The organism is Micromonospora sp. MP36, from assembly GCF_008119785.1.
Taxonomy (GTDB): domain Bacteria; phylum Actinomycetota; class Actinomycetes; order Mycobacteriales; family Micromonosporaceae; genus Micromonospora.
Genome location: NZ_VSFA01000130.1, coordinates 1 through 16,601, shown reverse-complemented (window position 1 = coordinate 16,601; position 16,601 = coordinate 1). Strand labels below are relative to the sequence as shown.

18 protein-coding genes and 1 pseudogene are annotated in these 16,601 nt (G+C 69.9%); 7 read left to right on the top strand and 12 right to left on the bottom strand.

Translation table 11 applies throughout. The annotated features are described in order from the left end of the window. Nucleotides 1–292 precede the first annotated feature (292 nt). The 5 genes from FXF52_RS36705 to FXF52_RS36685 form a co-directional block, all read right to left on the bottom strand. Entirely contained in the window at nucleotides 293–979 is a 687-nt protein-coding gene (locus FXF52_RS36705; RefSeq protein ID WP_148804276.1) for a hypothetical protein, read from the bottom strand. Nucleotides 980–1,049: 70 nt separating this feature from the next. Continuing rightward, entirely contained in the window at nucleotides 1,050–2,525 is a 1,476-nt protein-coding gene (locus FXF52_RS36700; RefSeq protein ID WP_148804275.1) for a tetratricopeptide repeat protein, read from the bottom strand. 264 nt (nucleotides 2,526–2,789) lie between these two features. Then, entirely contained in the window at nucleotides 2,790–4,124 is a 1,335-nt protein-coding gene (locus tag FXF52_RS36695; protein ID WP_148804274.1) for an ABC transporter permease, read from the bottom strand. Nucleotides 4,125–4,191: 67 nt separating this feature from the next. Then, entirely contained in the window at nucleotides 4,192–4,896 is a 705-nt protein-coding gene (locus tag FXF52_RS36690) for an ABC transporter ATP-binding protein (RefSeq protein ID WP_148804273.1), read from the bottom strand. After that, on the bottom strand, nucleotides 4,893–5,783 hold the full coding sequence (locus FXF52_RS36685; RefSeq protein ID WP_255472735.1) for an efflux RND transporter periplasmic adaptor subunit: 891 nt from the start codon (nucleotides 5,781–5,783) through the stop codon (nucleotides 4,893–4,895). The genes FXF52_RS36690 and FXF52_RS36685 overlap by 4 nt, the downstream gene beginning before the upstream one ends. A 547-nt stretch (nucleotides 5,784–6,330) precedes the next feature. On the opposite strand from FXF52_RS36685, the gene FXF52_RS36680 reads away from it, so the two are divergent. From FXF52_RS36680 to FXF52_RS36670, 3 genes are read left to right on the top strand one after another with little or no spacing between them, the layout of a single operon-like run. Then, the gene (locus FXF52_RS36680; RefSeq protein ID WP_148804271.1) at nucleotides 6,331–6,924 is read left to right on the top strand and encodes a hypothetical protein; all 594 of its coding nucleotides are present in this window, start codon (nucleotides 6,331–6,333) and stop codon (nucleotides 6,922–6,924) included. A 17-nt stretch (nucleotides 6,925–6,941) separates the two neighbouring features. Continuing rightward, a complete protein-coding gene (locus FXF52_RS36675; RefSeq protein WP_148804270.1) occupies nucleotides 6,942–8,963 on the top strand; it encodes a GAF domain-containing sensor histidine kinase in 2,022 nt (673 codons plus the stop codon). Next, the gene (locus tag FXF52_RS36670; protein ID WP_148804269.1) at nucleotides 8,960–9,604 is read left to right on the top strand and encodes a response regulator transcription factor; all 645 of its coding nucleotides are present in this window, start codon (nucleotides 8,960–8,962) and stop codon (nucleotides 9,602–9,604) included. The genes FXF52_RS36675 and FXF52_RS36670 overlap by 4 nt, the downstream gene beginning before the upstream one ends. A gap of 270 nt (nucleotides 9,605–9,874) precedes the next feature. Here FXF52_RS36670 and FXF52_RS36665 read toward each other — a convergent pair whose 3' ends face one another. From FXF52_RS36665 to FXF52_RS36655, 4 genes and pseudogenes are all read right to left on the bottom strand, one after another. Further along, entirely contained in the window at nucleotides 9,875–10,060 is a 186-nt protein-coding gene (locus tag FXF52_RS36665) for a hypothetical protein (protein WP_148804268.1), read from the bottom strand. A 119-nt stretch (nucleotides 10,061–10,179) separates the two neighbouring features. Further along, nucleotides 10,180–10,383: a DUF4926 domain-containing protein gene (locus FXF52_RS36660; RefSeq protein ID WP_148804267.1), complete on the bottom strand. Its 204-nt coding sequence runs from the start codon at nucleotides 10,381–10,383 to the stop codon at nucleotides 10,180–10,182. Between the two features lie 3 nt (nucleotides 10,384–10,386). Further along, on the bottom strand, nucleotides 10,387–10,743 hold the full coding sequence (locus FXF52_RS44295; protein ID WP_370518074.1) for a DUF6883 domain-containing protein: 357 nt from the start codon (nucleotides 10,741–10,743) through the stop codon (nucleotides 10,387–10,389). Nucleotides 10,744–10,845: 102 nt separating this feature from the next. Then, nucleotides 10,846–10,947, bottom strand: a pseudogene (locus FXF52_RS36655) (XRE family transcriptional regulator); the annotation flags it as partial. A 108-nt stretch (nucleotides 10,948–11,055) separates the two neighbouring features. Between FXF52_RS36655 and FXF52_RS36650 the strand changes: the two are divergent. Then, a complete protein-coding gene (locus tag FXF52_RS36650; RefSeq protein WP_148804277.1) occupies nucleotides 11,056–11,301 on the top strand; it encodes a hypothetical protein in 246 nt (81 codons plus the stop codon). A gap of 309 nt (nucleotides 11,302–11,610) precedes the next feature. Continuing rightward, entirely contained in the window at nucleotides 11,611–12,021 is a 411-nt protein-coding gene (locus FXF52_RS36645; RefSeq protein WP_187413929.1) for a DUF2267 domain-containing protein, read from the top strand. Between the two features lie 516 nt (nucleotides 12,022–12,537). On the opposite strand, the gene FXF52_RS36640 is transcribed toward FXF52_RS36645, so the two are convergent. Both FXF52_RS36640 and FXF52_RS36635 read right to left on the bottom strand, forming a co-directional pair. Then, nucleotides 12,538–13,023, bottom strand: a complete 486-nt coding sequence (locus FXF52_RS36640; protein ID WP_148804265.1) for a hypothetical protein — start codon at nucleotides 13,021–13,023, stop codon at nucleotides 12,538–12,540. A gap of 447 nt (nucleotides 13,024–13,470) precedes the next feature. Continuing rightward, a complete protein-coding gene (locus FXF52_RS36635) occupies nucleotides 13,471–13,998 on the bottom strand; it encodes a helix-turn-helix domain-containing protein (RefSeq protein WP_148804264.1) in 528 nt (175 codons plus the stop codon). Nucleotides 13,999–14,084: 86 nt separating this feature from the next. Here FXF52_RS36635 and FXF52_RS36630 point away from each other — a divergent pair, with 86 nt between their 5' ends. After that, the gene (locus FXF52_RS36630) at nucleotides 14,085–15,512 is read left to right on the top strand and encodes an MFS transporter (protein ID WP_148804263.1); all 1,428 of its coding nucleotides are present in this window, start codon (nucleotides 14,085–14,087) and stop codon (nucleotides 15,510–15,512) included. Between the two features lie 118 nt (nucleotides 15,513–15,630). Here FXF52_RS36630 and FXF52_RS43590 read toward each other — a convergent pair whose 3' ends face one another. Then, entirely contained in the window at nucleotides 15,631–15,756 is a 126-nt protein-coding gene (locus FXF52_RS43590) for a hypothetical protein (protein WP_255472734.1), read from the bottom strand. Nucleotides 15,757–15,762: 6 nt separating this feature from the next. Between FXF52_RS43590 and FXF52_RS36625 the strand changes: the two genes are divergently transcribed. Next, nucleotides 15,763–16,158, top strand: coding sequence for a nitroreductase family deazaflavin-dependent oxidoreductase (locus FXF52_RS36625; protein ID WP_148804262.1), 396 nt, complete (start codon nucleotides 15,763–15,765; stop codon nucleotides 16,156–16,158). Nucleotides 16,159–16,601 lie beyond the last annotated feature (443 nt).

Here is a 16,601-nt window from a genome sequence, read left to right as displayed (position 1 = left end):
CCTTCAAGATTCAGACGTCGTCGGCGATGAGGGACTGTTCAATGGGCGACGTCATGGAAGGGTGCATCAACGGGCTCGCGCAACATCGAAGCACCGCCGTCTCACTTCCCAGCCTGTGAGTCCGGCAGTGGAGAACGCCGGCCCATCGTTGGTGGGCCGGCGTTCCGAAGAGCATCAGACCGGGTCCCGCGATGGCCGTCTCTTACACCACCCGCGCGGGCGCGACCGGTTGAACCCGCCCGGATCCGTCCCAGCTCATACGTGACGGATGATCTAGGCAAGCGGTGATAGGTCAGGGTTCGTACTTGCTGCGGTATCTGGATCGTCGTGGACGAGGGAGCCGCCGCCGAACGAGGTGACCGCTAGCCACGCGGGGTGTGAGTCCGCCTGTGACCCAGCACAGGACGAGGGCCGCGACGAGACTCACGAGCCCGGGGATCTGCCAGAAGCGGGCGTCGGCAACTTCGCTTGGGGTTTCGGGTGCGATGAGGCCGCTGGGGTCGACCAGCACTGTCATTGTCTCGCCTACGGCGAATTCGTCCCGGTCTCGGCAGATGTCGCCGAAGATAGGGCTGCCGTCGGTGCGTTGCAGGCGGTAGCAGTGCTGTTCCCCTTTGCCGCCGCGTCCGTAATAGCGGCTGGCGTCATGGTCCACGACTGTCGCCACGACCGGCTGCCCCCGTAGATCCAGGACAGCGAGCCGGGGGGCAAACATCATGGCGATGACCCAGAAGACGGACGCGACGAACGCCGCGATCGCGACGGCCTTCACCGTGAGTGAAGCACTCTTCCACACGGTTTCGGTCAACACGAGTTGGCTGGCAACCACCAGCGCTATGACCGACGAGATGACAGCCAGCCACCCCGACCAGGCGAACAGGCTGGTGAGCGCCGCGACCCCGCCGGGCACCGTGAAGCACGCAATCAAGGAAAGTCGATGGCGACGCGCGGTGCCGGGGCGAGGGCGTGAAGGTGTCACGGCGTGGATTGTGGCCCGGGCTTGCAAAGGGCAACAGGCCGCACCTGGTACTGCCACGGCAGTCGGGCGGTCAGCCGGCGTAGCGGGGCTCGCTGAGCCGGCGGCGGAATTCCGCGTGAGCGGTCTGGAAGACGTCGTTGAGCCGCTCGAGCTCGTACTCGGTCGGTTCTCGCCGCAGCCCAACATCGATCTTGAAGTCGCCGTCTACGATCGCCACGTCGAGGCGGTCGAGCAGGTCCGCGGGAAGCCTGGTAATGACGAACTCGCGGAACGCATCGGCGATCGTGCCCGCCATGTCGCCGCACCCGCAGGTGCGGCCATCCAGGACCGCACCGAGGTGGCTGCGGCCGATGAGCGCGTCCGGGTGTACGGGATCCATGACGGCCAGGCCCTCCTCCAGGACCGTGCGGGCCTCCGACAGCCGTGCCTCATGCTGCAGGAACAGGCCGAGGGCGACGCAGGCCCGCCCGACCGTGTCATGGTCGGTGCCGCGGCGCGCCTGGCTCACTGCGTCGGTCAGCAGTTGCTCCGCCAGGCCCACCTGGCCGGCCTCCTTCAGCGCGAGACCCCAGTTGCGCAGCACCTGACTCCGCAGCTCCGGACGACCGATGCGCTCCGCCCTCGCGTGCGCCGACGCGTACGTGCGCAGCGCCGCCTCGGCATCGCCTGCTTCGTCCTGGGCCATCGCCAAACCGAGCGCTGCCATCAGCGCCTCCTCCTGCCGGCCCTGCCGGTCGTACGAAGCGAGCACGCGCTCGATCGCATCAATCCGCCCCGCCTGATCACCGAGATCACGGCCGAGGTTCGCCAGCGCGGACAAGGCGTTGAGCGTCGCCTGGTGGTCAATGCCGAGCCGCTCCTCCAAGGCGACGACCAGGGAGGTGAGCAGGGGCTTGGATGCCGGATCGTCGTGGTCCAGCATCTGGGTGACGACTCGCCCGACCTGCTCGACGACCTCGTCTGGCAGTTGGTGCAGGCCCACGAAGAGTGGCTCGTGGGTGCCACCGGCGTGCACGATCGCCGCTCGCAGCGCCAACGCGGAGGCCACCCGCTCGTGCCCGTTGCGCCACAGGTTGGCCACCGCCTCCTCGACGACCTGCCGGGCACCTGCCACGTTGCCACGCTGCCGCAGCAGGTCCGCCAATGGTTCGAGGCCGAACGCGTACCCAGCATGCTCGCGACCGTAGAAGGCGAGCCGCTCCTGAACGCCCTGGCGTAACTCCGTCTCGGCCTCGTCGAGTCGTCCGGCCATCCGCAGCGCCAAGCCCAGATTGAGTCGGTAGGTCAACTGGTCCTTGCGGGACTCGTGATCGCGCGGCGTCGCGGAGACGGCGCGGCGGTAGCACTCGATCGCGCGGTCGAGTTGATCGACGTTGAGCAGCACATTGCCGAGGTCACACTGGGCCGAGGCCCATTCCGGGCTGCCGTGACCGTGTTTGTCCGTGGCAGCCTGGAGCTCGCGGGTCATGAGGTTCTCGGCGTCGCCCATACGGCCCTCCCGCAACAGCGCGAAGGCCATGTCGACCGGAGTGAGGGGTGTCGTCACGGACCGCAAGTTTAGGGCCCGCCCACTGGCGTTCGCGCACCCCGGGGAACACCTCGAGCGAGGGGCCGCCCGGCGCAATCAACCAACGATGATCAGACATCCGCATTCTGCCGCCGATCGTGCGCGCTGCCTGCGGGAACGGGAACATGGTCGTTCACGAGGAGGCGACGATCTCGTCGAGGAGCACCTATCGCATGTCGGTCACGCATCCTCGTCTGCCGCGTTGCGCGTGCGTCGCCGCCGGTCTCTTACCGACGCGAGGCTTCAGGCGCGCATGACGGTGGCGATCGGGATGCGGGCGGCGCGGATGGCCGGTATGAGGCCGCCGAGCAGTCCGGCGACCAGGCCGGCGATGACTCCTGCGGCCCCGGCCTGCCAGGGGAACACGAGGTCCTGTAGGAACTGCTCCCGATCGCCGAACAGCGCGCTGATCGCGGTCAGGCCGAGCGCGGACAGTCCGATGGCGGCGGCCGCGGTGAGGAGGCCGGTCAGGAGTGTCTCCGCCAGGACGATGCCGGCGAGCAGCGATCGTGAGGTGCCGACCGCGCGGCGCAGTGCGAACTCTTCGACCCGCTCTCCGACGGTCGCGAGTCCGACGTTGAGGATGCCGGCGACGCCGATGAGGAGGACGAGGCCGGCCATGCCGAGGAAGATCCAGCGGATGAGTGCCAACTCCTTGGCGATGTCCTTCCGCGCCTGAATCGTTTCGAAGTGGATCTGCTCGGCGGGTATTCCGCTGGCGGTGAGGCGAATGCGCAGCAGTTGCTCCACGTCGCTTGCGGTGGGCGCGAGCATCAGTTGCAGTCCAGGGCCGTAGTCGCCGTTGTTGCTCGCGCGGGGCACCCAGTTCTGTAGCTCGTCGGCTCGGGTGTAGGCGGTGGGCTGCGGATTGCCGTCGTCGATGACGCCGATGATGCGCGGCGTCGGGTTGGCGGTGGCCCCTTCAACGCGCATCTCGGCAGGCACCTGATGGCGCGTGAACCCCTTGGCCGCCTCGAGGTTGATGACGATCCGGGGGGACAGCGACGGCTCGGAGGTGAAGTCCAGCCACTGGCCGGATACCGGCCGGAAGGGCCGGAACTGGCGGATGTCGCCGGTCAGCGCATTGAGGCTCAGCTCGATCGCCTTGCCGGGCACGGGAACGGCCGGAGCGTCGCCGGCTGCCTTCATCGGCTGGCAGTACCCGCGGGGGTCGCAGTACATGTCGCCGCCACCGGGACCCGCGTACTGTCCGCCGCCCGGCTGGTCGAACGGCGCCGCGCCGGGGTTGACCGGGTTGACGCCCGGCTCGCCGATGATCGCCTGGGTGGTGGAGACCGCGACCGCGTCCTTGCGCCCTTTCAGGGTGTCCTGGCTGATCTGGATGGTGTCGGCGTTACCCGGCAGGTAGGTCTGCCGGGTGCCGTCCTTGCCCATGTGCAGCTCCAGATCAGCCAGCCGGGCGTTTTTGGCGGTCTCGGCGCCGACCTGGACGACCACGACGGCCATCACCCCAAGGAACAGGCTCACCATCGACAGGAGGGTGCGAGTCTTGCGGGCCCGGATGCCCTGACCACCGATGATCAGAGCCGAGCGGAACCGCCCCGATAGCCGGATCATGCGGCCATCCTGCGCTCAGCATCGAACTGCACCGTTCCCGCCTCCGCGTTGTGCCGTGTTGGCCCGCTCATCGAGGCACACTCCGTGTGTCGGTAGCCGGCTGGAGTTTCCCGTCGCTGAGGCGCAGCACCCGCTGCATCTTGTTGGCGTGGTCCCAGTCGTGGGTGACCAGGATCAGGCCACAGCCCCGATCGGTCGCAGCGTGCAACACCTCGATCACCAGGTTGCCCGTCTCCGTGTCCAGGGCACCGGTTGGCTCGTCGGCAAGCAACAGACGCGGCTCCCGGACGAGCGCGCGGGCGATCGCGACTCGCTGTTGCTCGCCGCCGGACAGGCGGGCCGGCCGGTGCTTGGCGAGATGGGCGATGCCGACCCGGTCGAGGGCCGCCATGGTTCGGGCCTTGCGTTTGCGCCGTGGCAGCCAGCCCTGCCCGTTGACCAGGGCCATCGCCACGTTCTGCGCAGCGGTCAGGTGCTTGAGCAGGAAGAACCGCTGGAACACGAAGCCGAACTCGGCACTGCGCAGAGCTGCCGCCTTCCGTTCCGGCAGCCGGGTGATGTCCCGGCCATCCAGCAGATACTGTCCACCGTCTGGCCGGTCGAAGAGACCGATCAGGCTGAGCAGGGTGCTCTTGCCGGATCCCGAGCGACCGACGATGGCCACGCTCTCACCACCGTCGACGGTCAGGTCGGTGCCGTCGAGGATGGTGCGCGGCGCCTTCTGGCCCTTCAGCGTCTTCGTGACGCCGTGGAGCTCCAGCAACGCCGTCACTTTTCGCCCATCGGAGCGGACGGGCCACCCTCTCCGCCGGGTTTGGCGGGTGGGAGGTTGGGGCCAGGGACGGCGACCGTCTCCTCGCCGGTAAGGCCGGACTTGATCTGTACGACCTTGCCGTCGCTGAGCCCGAGCACGACATCCCTGCTCTCCCGGCTACCGTCCGGCTTGACCACGTCCACCTTGCCGCGGCCCTGCCCGCCGGCGACCGCTTCGACCGGGAGTACCAGCGCCTTGGTCGCCCTGGCGGTCACCACCTCGAGCGTGGCGCTGGCACCGTTGATCAGCTTCACGTTGGCGGGCGCGGTGCACACCAGGCGCATCCCGGTCGGCTCCGACGGCTCGGTCCTGTCCTGCACGCTTGGGGGCGCCTGGACGACCGGCGGGGCGGACGGCTGGCCGGACGGCGCGGCGGACGGCGGCGTGGCCGGCGGGTCCGGGATGGTGCCGGCGGGCAGAGCGGCGATGGTGCCGAGCACCTTGCACGGGAAAGGCCCGGGGCCGTTCTTGATCTGGGCCTGAACCGTCGCGAGAGCATCCGAGATCTGGTAAGCCTGGGCGCCGTCGATGTCGGCGACGAGCCCGTAGCCGACCTTCTTCGCCGAAACGATGGGCATCCCGGCGGTCACCTTGGAGCCGTCGTCCACCAGTCGGCCGGCGAACACCGCACCCGCCGGTACCTCGATGCGGTGCGCCTTGCCGGACGCCCAGACGCTCGCGACCCTCGTCGGCCTGGTCGGTGTACTCAGCGGCGGCGTGACATCGCGATACCGCACCTGCCCGGCGACTGGGGCCACGATCCCGAATATCGGGTTGATGGTCACCTTGCCGGACAGGCTCACCTTGTTGGCAAGGTCTTGGCGAGTGGGCTGCACAGTGGTCATTGTCGTGCCCCGGGGAGCGAGACCAGGCGTCTCCGCCTGCGCGCTCGGCTCGCTGCAGCCGGTAGCGGCGGTCACAAACATCGCAAGGACGCAGAGTGACAACAGCCTTCGCACCGGTACCCCTAACTCGATCACTTCAGGCAAACATCTGACAGGACGCCGGGCTCGGCGATCGGCTGCCCACGAGTGGGGCGACCGTGGCGACGATCGACCCGCCGAAGACTACCGCCGGCTTTCCTGGCCCGCTGCCCGCCGCGCACCGACTTGTCCTGGCCATCGCAGCGGCGCTTCGACGAGAACGGCGTCCCGTTGCGTCAGCACCAGCACGCTGTGGACGAACGCGCCGGTGATCTCGCCCTGGCGGTTCGCCCATCCGCCGGAACCCGGTCTCCCAGGCCGAGGGGTGCATCTCCCAGTTGCCCTCGGGACACCGGCGACTCCTCGCCGGGTGGAATCTCCCGGCCGGGGCGGGAGGCGTACTCAGGCCACCCGGGAATGCCACGCCGGACGCTCCTGGCAAGTGTTCCCGCAGAAAGGAGCTTCAGAGATGCGGGTGGTTATCGACCGGCTGGCGCGGGTGCCGCTGGCGGGGGTCGGCTTTGCGATCCTGTTGAGCTCGGTGTTGATTGTCGTGCACCTGCTGTTGGTGCAGCGGATCCAGGCCAGCGGCCAGCCCGAGCCGCCGCAGTGGCTGGGCCGGCTGGTCGGGATGTACTGGGGACTGCTGCCGCTGGCGTTCCTCGCCTTGTGGGCGCGCCGCCGGGACCGGCAGGGCGTACTCGGCCGGATCAGCGCCGCGATGCTGGCCGTCGGGCCCGTGCTCGCGGTGCTCCTCGCTGTGGCCACGGCAGTGTGGGGCGGCCTGCTCGGACGGGGTGACCTGCCCGACTCGGTGATGTGGGTCGAGTCGCTGTTCTACGTCATGATGCTGGGTGTGGTGGTGTCCGGAGTGGCGTTCCTGTTCGACGCGGGGGTGCGCTGGTGGGGAGCGTTCATGGTCGTCGGCCTGCTCAGCGATTTCGTCCTGCCGTTCGCGCTCGCTGCAGTGCTGGGGGTGTTCGGCATTCTGCTGATGGTGAGCGCGGCCCGGTCGGCACGCCGCGGTACCAGCGTCGAGGCCGCGATCGGCGCGGCGCGCTAGGTGACGGAGGAGAGTTGATGGCCGGGGCCGCTGTGATCGCGGGCACGGGTCGTGCCGTCAGGCGGCTACCGGTCTCGGCGATCACCGCGGCCACCGCCGTCGCCATCACCCTGGCCGGCGCGGCTCTGACGCTGTCCGTCGGCCGGGCGATGGACTGGGAACTCGTCGGCAATGTCAGCCACGGGCTGCTGCTGGCCGGGGCGGGCTGGTGGCTGACCCGCAGCCCGGCCGGCTGGCGGGTGGGCTGGCTGCTGCTGGGCGCCGGCGCGGCCGATGCGTTCGGGGTGCTCACCGGCGGGTGGGCCGGTGCCGGGTTCCCGGCCGACTGGGTCGGATGGCGGGTGGCGGCCTGGCTGGGGCTGTGGATCTGGGCGCTGTACGTCGTACCGCTGTTCACCGTGCTGCCGGCGATCTTCCCCGACGGCCGGGCGGTGTCGCGGGGCTGGCGGTGGGTGCCGTGGCTCGGCGCCGGGGCGACCCTGCTGACGGCGGTTGCCGCCGCCGTCGAGCCCGGGCCGCTGCCGGTCGGCGGGAACGCCGGCCCGCCCAACCCGCTCGCCGTCCCCGCCGGCGGGGCCCTGATGACTGTCGCCGGCGTCGTGGTCGTCGCGGCCGTCCTGGCGGCGCTGGCCAGCCTCGCCGTGCGCTGGCACCGCGCCGAGCCCACGCAACGCCAGCAGATGAAGTTCCTCTGGTACGCCATCGCGGTCGTCCTCGCCGTCGAACTGCTCGGCCAGCTGATGCCCCACCACGTCGCGCAGGCCGGCTACTTCCTGGTTCCGTTGCTGCTCGTCGGCGCGATCACGCTGTCGGTACGCCGGTACCGTCTCTACGACATCGACCCGGTGATCCGCCGTACCCTCGTGTTCGCCGCGCTGACCACGATCGTGTTCGCGGCCTACATGGGCATCGTCGTCGTGCTCGGCCAGGCCGTGGGCCCGTCACCCGGCCTGGCGCTGATCGCATCGGCCGCGGTCGCCGGGCTCGCCGACCCGGCCCGGCGGCGGCTGCAACTACTGGTCAGCCGGTGGCTGTTCGGGCAGCGGGAGGAACCGCTGGAGGCCCTCGCCGGGCTGCGCCAGCAACTGCACGCCGTGGCCGACCCGTCGGAGATCCCGGCCACCACGGCCAGCACGGTCGCGCGGGCGTTGCGCGCCGGGTACGTCTCCATCTCGCTGCTGACCGACGGCGCCTCCGCCGAGGTGGCCAGCATCGGCGTACCGGGTGCGCAGCCGTCCGTGCAGGTGCCGCTGGAGTGGCGCGGCGAGCTGGTCGGGACGTTGACAGTGGGACCACGCACGCCCGGCGAGGCGTATTCCCGGGCCGACCTGGCGCTGCTCGACGAGCTGGCGCACGCCATCGGCTCGGCCCTGCACGCGGTCCGCCTCGCCGAGGAGCTGCGCGCCGCGCAGGAGCGGGCGGTCCACGCCACCACCGACGAGCGGCGCCGGCTGCGCCACGACCTGCACGACGGGCTCGGACCGTTGCTGTCCGGCATGGGGCTGGCCGTAGACGGCGTCCGCCGTACCCTGAGCGCCGACAACCCAGTGGCGGACGAACTGCGAGTCATCGCCGGCCAGGTGCGCTCCGCCGCCACCGCGGTCCGCCGCATCATCGACGCTCTGCCGCCAGCTGCCGTGGCCGACCTGGGCCTGACCGCGGCGATCACCGACCACCTTGACCGGTGCGCCGCGCTGCCCGATGCACCCCGGATCAGCTACCACCACACGAACGTGGACGAGACACGGGTACCACCCGCCGTCGCCGACGCCGCCTACTTCGTCGTGCTGGAGGCGGTGGCCAACGTCCTGCGGCACGCCCGCGCCTCCACATGTACCGTGACGCTGGCCGGCGGCGGGCGGCTCGCCGTACAGGTCGACGACGACGGGGCCGGCATCGGCGAACGGTACGTGGCCGGCGTCGGCACGGCGTCGATGCGCCGCCGGGTGGGCGAGCTCGGCGGGCAGTTCGAGCTGTGCGGGCGCGGCACCAAAGGCACGACGGTAAGGGCCGTGTTCCCGATGGAGAGCGACGGATGAACGAGCTACGGGTGGTGATAGCCGACGATCACCACGTGTTCCGGATGGGGCTGCACAAGCTGCTCGACAGCGTGCCCGGTATCAGTGTCGTCGGCGAGGCGGCCGACACCGCGGCGACGGTCGCTGCGGTCGTCGAACACGACCCGGACGTGGCCATTATCGACCTTCACATGCCCGGCGGCGGTGGGGTCGAGGCGACCGAACAGATCCGGCGTGCCGAGGTGCGCGCGCGGGTGCTCGTCCTCACCATGCACGCCGACCACGCCATGGTGCGCCAGGCGATCCGGGCCGGTGCCCGCGGCTACCTGCTCAAGGACGCCGAACCCGACGAGATCATCCGAGCGGTGCACGCGGTCCACGCCAACCAGGCGATCCTCGACTCCGCGGTAGCCGACCGGATGTTCGCCGCACTCGCCGACACCAACCCGGCCAACCCGTTTCCGCAGCTCACCGAGCGCGAGTTCGACATCCTGGCCCGGATGGCCGCCGGCCAGTCCAACCCAGCGATCGCCGCCCGGCTCGGGATCAGCCCCAAGACGGTGCAGAACCATGTCTCCAACGTGCTGCTCAAACTTGGCGTCGAAGACCGGGCCCAGGCCGTAGCCCGCGCCCGAGACGCCAACGTCCACCGCCCGACCTGAAGGCACGTCGAGTACTTGAGCCGGATCGTTGAATTCTGCCCGCAACGAAGTTCGGGGTCGGCGGCGCGCCTCGGGTGCGGCAGCACCTGCAGGTGGGTGCGGAGCTGGTAGAGGTCGTCGAAGGCCGCCACGCCGACGTCATCGCCGGCTTCTGCTGCCGCCGAGGCTCATGTTCGGCGGGGCCGGCGGATGCTCCTGGGCCGTCAGCCGGCACCCTGTCACCAGCTAACTCGCGAACATCATTCTTTCTGGAAAGTCACCAGCGGAGCGCTAGGCGTTGACGATATTTGCCGTGATGGCGCTCGCTGCGGCATTAAAGTCGCCGTCTTCGACCCGCGCCTCAAGGGTACGCAGATCGATCGTCAGTACCCGGTCGAACCTGTCCTCGAACCCGAACTCGTATCGCACCTCGTCCCCGCGTGCCTCAACCCGGCGGGCGGCCACCATCATTCCCACGGCATTCCGATCACATCATCGACCAGAGTTTGCTCGATCTTTGTCAATCAACAAGAGTCGTCCGAGCTGCACCTGCCGCCCCGCACAGGTTCGAGACAGCTCAGGCCGGAGAGGCTCTGTCAGCGCCGGTCGTTTGAAATACGACGGAGTTTGTCCGGTGTCAGGGCAACGCTGCTGAGCGTACGGCCATCCTCGTCGGTGAACTCGACTTCGTAAGCGAGTTGGGGCCGGTGGAAGACGTGCACGATAGTACCGACCGCTTCAGCCGGAAGGTTCTCCTCTGGAAGGGCTTCTCTGAGCTCGACTAGGTCGTACAGATCCAAGGGTCATCCTTGTTTGGGCGGGAAAGAGATAGTGACCAGGCGTGGCGTGGACGAACCTTCTTCAAGCATCCACGCGGTACGGACCATGATAGTTCCCGCGGGACCGGTCAGTGGCACGTCGACCGACCAGCGCTGGCCGTACTGATCGGCCTTGCCGGGATGGGGCGAACCCTGCCGCACACCTTCGCGGATCTGCTGTTCGATCGTCACGGCGTCGTCTGGGCCGAGACCCGTGGCGGCGTTGATGACGCGATACTTGTTCTTGCCGACGGGGTGCTCCGGGTTCATGGCATAGGCGGTAATTTTCCGCGAGTCGATCTCCGGATTCCTGAAGTCGGGGGTGGGCGGGTCGCGTGGCACCTGCGGTGGCTCTGCGCCGCGGGGTGACTCAGGCTCGGGAGTTTGCCGGTGCAGCCGTGTCAGCGCCTGCTTCAGTCTCTCGATCAGGCCTCCGAGTCGCCGGATCTCCGACTCGTCGTAGCCGCGTAGGCGAGAGGCGGCGGATTCCAGGCCGACGTACAGCTCGAACCAGCTCGGCACCGCGTCTCCGTACGCGTGCCACCAGCAGCCGCCGGGAGGCCGCCGTGATCAAGGACGCCCTGCGCCGCTGGCAGTCCGACCAGGCCCGCGCCTGCGACGCTCGGGGACACGAGCGGTGACCAGCGGTACGTCATCCACCTGCCGATCGCTGCCGCCGACCTGCCCGCCGCGCAGCGCCTCGCGCGGGTGGTCGGCCGCTGGCTGCTGTTGCTGCCGCGGACCGACCCGGGGGAGACCACGGTATCCGCCGAGGACGATCAGAACGTGCGGCATCGGGTTTTCTGCGATGCGCTGATGCCCGGCGGTCGGCGCTGCCTGCTCCGCGCACACCACGACGGCCCCTGCACCCGCCGGCTGCGCCATTGGCCGGCCCGGTGACGCCTGCCTGGCAGCTCGCGGCGGGCGCACCTGCCGTCAGTCGGCCGGCGAACGCCGAGCAGTTGGTGATTTCGCCAGTTACCTCGTAGTCGTGGCGCGGTTTCGCCAACAGCTCGCCTGCCCGTCCAGGTTCATCGGAACGTCGCGGATGTCGCCGTGACACGCGCTGGCGGTTCGCCCGATGGGGATGAGGCAGGGTCACCCCCCGTTACAGGAAGCTGTCGAGGTACTGAACCCAACGGCGGCGCATTGAGGTCAGGGACTCGCAACTGGCGATTCGAGGGCGATCCGGTCGGAGAGGAGAATCAGGTGGAATACCAGGATTTCATCAACGCGGTGGCCACGCGGGCGAAGGTGCCGACCGATCAGGCGGAGACACTGACCGGCGCGACGTTGGCGACATTGGCGGATCGGATCAGCGCCGGCCAGGCGGAGGACCTTGCCTATCAGCTTCCGGACGCGCTGGCCGATCACCTGCGCACACCGCTCGGACGGGAACGCGCGACGTCGTTTGGGCTCGACGAGTTCGTGCGGCGGGTGGGGGACAGCCCGAACGTCGACCGCGCGCTCGCCGGTGCTGGGGTTAGCGCGGTGCTCACCACGCTACGTGAGGCTGTCACCCGTGACGAGTTCGAGAAGGCGGTGGCCCAGCTTTCGAAGGAGTTCTGGCAGGTGATCGAACCGGTGGGTGCCGGTGGCGGGCGGCGCCCCGGCTCGTAGCACGCACAGTTGAGGCCGCAGCAGGGGTGTGTCCGCGCAGGTCCGCGTACTCCCGGCGGATCCGGGCCGCGTCGTTCCCGCTGACGAGTTCGGGTCGACCGGGAGATCGTCGCGGGCACCAGTTCCGTCTTCGAGATCGCCGAATTGTCTAGGGCCACCCGCCCTTGTCGTTGCTGTACGCGTCGTCACGCCACCACAGGAAGTTGCCGAGTCCGTACCTGGCTGAAGCCGAGGATGGGTTGTTGCGGCGTGCGAGCCCGCCCGGACCCCGCCGACCGGTGCGCCCACCCGCTCCGAGGCAAGTTGGGCGGTGACCTGGACGACAGTCCCGGGCCGACACCCGAATGTTCGGGTGTCGGCCCGGGACAGGTCCAGTTATGGGCGATTGCTGACCGGCCCTGCCGGGTTGGCAACCCGGCAGGGCCGCGTCGCACCTTCCACATGGGGCCGCCCTTGGCGCGGCATGTGACCGCCACGCCCAGGCATCCCCACCGTGGTGGGAACGATCCCGGAAGGTCAGTCCGAGGCAGGGTCGCTTGGCTGAGCAGAGGCGCTGGGGCTAGGTGTCCCGCCGGTCGCTGGGCAGGTCTGCGCCAGGTTGAATGTTCCGTCGGTGCCCGTGATCATCGCCGTGGCGTTGGTGAGGGTGAACGGATTCACCAGTTGCCCGGATGAGGACAGGCCGGCCGGTGTCCTGATCCACGCTTTGTCGCCCACGATTGCGCGGTCAGCGGCAGGTGTGGTCGTGATGGTTTCCCTGGCGGGGCCACCCTCTGTGGCGAAGTCGATGGTCAGTGAGGTGAAGGTGCCCTGCTGCGCTGCGGCAGGCAGGGCGAAGACCCAGACGTCCTCCGCCTGGAACGGGCCACCACCGAGGTTGGGGTCGCACTGGTGAGTTCTGAACGCGGCCGCCGTCGTGCCGGTGTCCGCCGGATTGATGTTGATCGTCGTGTCAGCCCACGCTGGTGCGGCGGAGCCCAGGCCGATCGCGGCGGCCAGCATGGTGGCTCCCGCAAGGCGGGTGAATGGTTTGGTCAACGAAATCCCCCCCAGAAGACGCAATTTTGTTAATAGCTTGTGAAGTGGGGCGCGACCCGGTGCCAGGTAACCACGGATGGCGGGTTCCGATTGCCAGAACCCAGCTTCTTCCCTCCGGGGCCAGAGGGCTGTGATAGGCGAGCTGCGACGCCCAGGAGAAGCTTCCCAGTCCAACCGGTCGGTCACCGCCGCAAAGCGATCCGGGGGAGACCACCTCTGCGCCGAGGGCGGCCAGAACGTACGCATCGGGTCTGCTGCGATCGGAGGTCGGCGCTGCCTGCTCCGCGCCGACCACCACGACGCCAAACCTGGCGAGCAGCACAGCGGCGCCGAAAGCATTGTCGAGTAGCACCACCATCGACCCGATGGCGCCCTGGCGACCGCCCATGGGCAGCCCACGGCCGGGCCGGCTCAGAGCAGCGGTTGGAGGAGTCGGTGCGGGCGCTGACGCAGCGCGACGCTGACCGGGTCCTGGCGCGGCTGGGCAGGGATGCCCGGGCCCGGGCGGGACTCGACATCCCCGGGTGGCACGTCGGCCTGGCCACAGGCGGGGCAGCGGCCGGCCGGGTCGAGTTCGGTGCCGCAGGTGGCGTGCCGGAAGGTCCGCAGCGGCTCGCCGGTGGCGAAGTGCCGCTCGCCCCAGCGCATCAGCGGGTAGATCACGGACCAGAGTTCGGTGCCACGCTCGGTGAGCAGGTATTCGTCCCGGGGTGGGGATTCCTGGTAGCGGTGGCGCTGCAGGATTCCGGCGTCGACGAGGGTGTTGAGGCGGTCGGCGAGCACGGCCCGGGGGATGTCCAGGTGGCTGAGGAAGGCGCCGTAGCGGCGTACGCCGTAGAAGGCGTCGCGGACGACGAGCAGCGTCCACCGCTCGCCGACCAGTTCCAACGCCCTGGCCAGGGAGCAGTTCTGCCCTTCGTAGCCCTTCCCCAGCGCCATGGAATGGATCCTACCGCCCAGTCGGTTCATTCAGCGAACCATCTCTGCTAGTGTCGGTTCACTCACCGAACTGAGAGGTCCTCCGCATGTCGACCCCCGCCAGCGCCACCGCGCCGTCCGCCGCCCCGGCCCCGGACGCCGCCCGCTCCGGCGCCCGGGCCCTGTTCGCGGTCTGCGCCGCGACCCTGCTCGTCCTCATGAACTACACCGCACCCGTGGCCGTACTGCCCCAGACCGCCCGCAGCCTCGGAGCCGGCCTCACCACCCAGACCTGGCTGATCAACGCGATCACCCTCGGGCTCGCCGCCACCCTGCTGGTCGCCGGCAGCCTCGGCGACGACTTCGGCCGGCGGCGGATCTTCCGCGCCGGCCTCGCGCTGCTCGCCGCCAGTACCCTCGGCGCCGCCGTCGCCCCCGACGCCGGCACCTTCATCGCCGCCCGAGTCGCACAGGGCATCGCCAGCGCCGCCATCCTCGCCGTCGGCCTGGGCCTGCTCGCGCACACCTACCCCACCCACCAGGGCCGGGCCCACGCCACGGCGCTCTGGGCGTCGATGATCGGCGCCGGCATCGCCGTCGGCCCACTGGCCTCGGCCGCGCTGACCGCACTCAGCAGTTGGCGCTGGCTCTACCTCCTCCTCGCGACGCTGGCCGCCGTACTGGCGGCGGCCGGCGGGCGACTGCTCGCCGAGTCCCGGGCCGAACGCGCAGCCCGCATCGACGTACCCGGTGTGCTGACCCTCGGCGCTGGCCTGGCCCTGCTGCTCATCGCCGTCACCGCCGGACGCACCGGGTGGCTGCGGCCCACGGTGCTGATCCCCCTGGTGCTGGCGGTGCTGTTGCTCGCCGCCTTCGTGGCGACCGAGGCCCGCACCCGGGCGCCGATGCTCGACCTGGCCCTGTTCCGCCGGCCGGACTTCCAGGTCGCCACCCTCGGCGCGCTCTTCACCGGGCTCGCCGCGCTCGGCCCGAGCACCGTCCTGCCCACCCTCGTGCAACGGTTGATCGGCGTCAACGCCCTGGGAACCGCCGGCCTGGCCTTCCTCTGGGCCGGGGCCTCGTACGTGGTCAGCAACCAGATGCGCCACCACGGGACGCGCGTCGCGCCCACCCGGCAACTCGCCCTCGGCTTCGCCCTCACCGCCGCCGGCTACCTGGCCATGCTCGGTTACGCCGACGCGCACTCGTGGGTCCGCACCATCCCCGGGCTGCTCATCTCCGGGGCGGGCAGCGGCCTGCTCAACGCGGCACTCGCCCGGCTCGCCGTCGCCAGCGTCCCCCCGGACCGGGTCGCGATGGGCTCCGGCGCCAACAACACCGCCCGCTACGTCGGTGCCTCCCTCGGCGTCGCCGCCAGCATCACCGTGGCCTCCAGCCTGCTGCCGGCCGGCCAGACCGGCGGTTTCTCCGCCCACGGCGCAGACGCGGTCCTGCTGCTCGGCACCGGCGTGGCCGTGCTCGGCGCCGCGGCGGCCCTGATCCGCCGCCGAGTCACCGCACCGGCCCCGGCCTGACGCCATACGCGTCACCGCCCACCGGCGGCCACCCTTCGGCTGGGGCACGGACGGGGGGAACTCGGGTGTGCGCTTAGCGCGGTGAGCACCAACCCGCCGAACCCAGGGGTGAAGGTGCTCATCCCGTGGTCCCGAGCACCACGAACGCCGTCTCGCCGCAGACGCCGACGTTCTTGGTGGCCTGCACGAGCCGGCCGAGGTCTGGCGCGGCGAACGCTGAGCGGCACCTGAACCGCGGGACCATGGGGCCATGGTGTTGCCGAGACGGTTGGCGCGGTTCAACCGGGTTGTCACCAACCGTGTGACCGGCCCGCTGGCGGGGTGGCTGCCGGGCTTCGGCGTGGTCATCCATCATGGTCGCCGTTCCGGTCGCGAGTACCGGACGCCGATCAACATCTTCCGGACAAGCGACGGATACGTCGCCGCGCTGACCTACGGAGTGACGGACTGGGCGAAGAACGTGCTGGCGGCCGGCGGATGCGAGCTGGAGATCCACGGTCGGCGACTGTCCCTTACCGGCCCCTGCCTCGTGCACGACCCCACCCGCCGGGACATGCCGCCGGTCGTCCGCCAGATCGTCGGGATGATCGGCGTGACGGACTTCCTCCATCTCCGTCCAGCGCCCCCGGCGGACCAGGCCGACTGAGCCGTCTCGCTGGGCGGCCTCTACGCCGGGGCGAGTCGGCTAGCTCGGCGATCACCTCGGCATGGCAGCGGTGTACACCAACACCCGAGCGTCCCTGATCAGCTTAGTGATCCTGAGTCGGATTGTGTTTCCGGGATCGTTTCCCACCGTGGTGGTGTCGCGTGGGCGTGGAAGTGGAATCCTGCGCCCAGGGCGGCTCCGCGTGGCTGGTGGCCGGTGGTGGGTGTGCTGGTCGTGTTCACGCCCTGGTGTCGGTGGGCTGCGCGGGGCAGCCTCAGCCGGTCCGTTGGTGCGTGTCCCTCCGGACGCTTGCCCGCCAGGCTGTGGGGTCTGGTGGGGGAGGGTGCCCTGCGTCGCCTGGGCGCGGGGCGTGATGGCTTGCGCCGGGTGGGGCCGGTCTTCGACCGGTCGGCCCGGCAGGTCTTCGTGATGACTGCTGCGGC

Bases quoted from the DNA above. Each gene is read 5' to 3' on its own strand.
- FXF52_RS36695 (WP_148804274.1), bottom strand. From the start codon at position 4,124: ATGATCCGGCTATCGGGGCGGTTCCGCTCGGCTCTGATCATCGGTGGT.
- FXF52_RS36685 (WP_255472735.1), bottom strand. From the start codon at position 5,783: ATGACCACTGTGCAGCCCACTCGCCAAGACCTTGCCAACAAGGTGAGC.
- FXF52_RS36680 (WP_148804271.1), top strand. From the start codon at position 6,331: ATGCGGGTGGTTATCGACCGGCTGGCGCGGGTGCCGCTGGCGGGGGTC.
- FXF52_RS36675 (WP_148804270.1), top strand. From the start codon at position 6,942: ATGGCCGGGGCCGCTGTGATCGCGGGCACGGGTCGTGCCGTCAGGCGG.
- FXF52_RS36670 (WP_148804269.1), top strand. From the start codon at position 8,960: ATGAACGAGCTACGGGTGGTGATAGCCGACGATCACCACGTGTTCCGG.
- FXF52_RS36640 (WP_148804265.1), bottom strand. From the start codon at position 13,023: ATGCTGGCCGCCGCGATCGGCCTGGGCTCCGCCGCACCAGCGTGGGCT.
- FXF52_RS36635 (WP_148804264.1), bottom strand. From the start codon at position 13,998: ATGGCGCTGGGGAAGGGCTACGAAGGGCAGAACTGCTCCCTGGCCAGG.
- FXF52_RS36630 (WP_148804263.1), top strand. From the start codon at position 14,085: ATGTCGACCCCCGCCAGCGCCACCGCGCCGTCCGCCGCCCCGGCCCCG.
- FXF52_RS43590 (WP_255472734.1), bottom strand. From the start codon at position 15,756: ATGGTCCCGCGGTTCAGGTGCCGCTCAGCGTTCGCCGCGCCAGACCTC.
- FXF52_RS36625 (WP_148804262.1), top strand. From the start codon at position 15,763: ATGGTGTTGCCGAGACGGTTGGCGCGGTTCAACCGGGTTGTCACCAAC.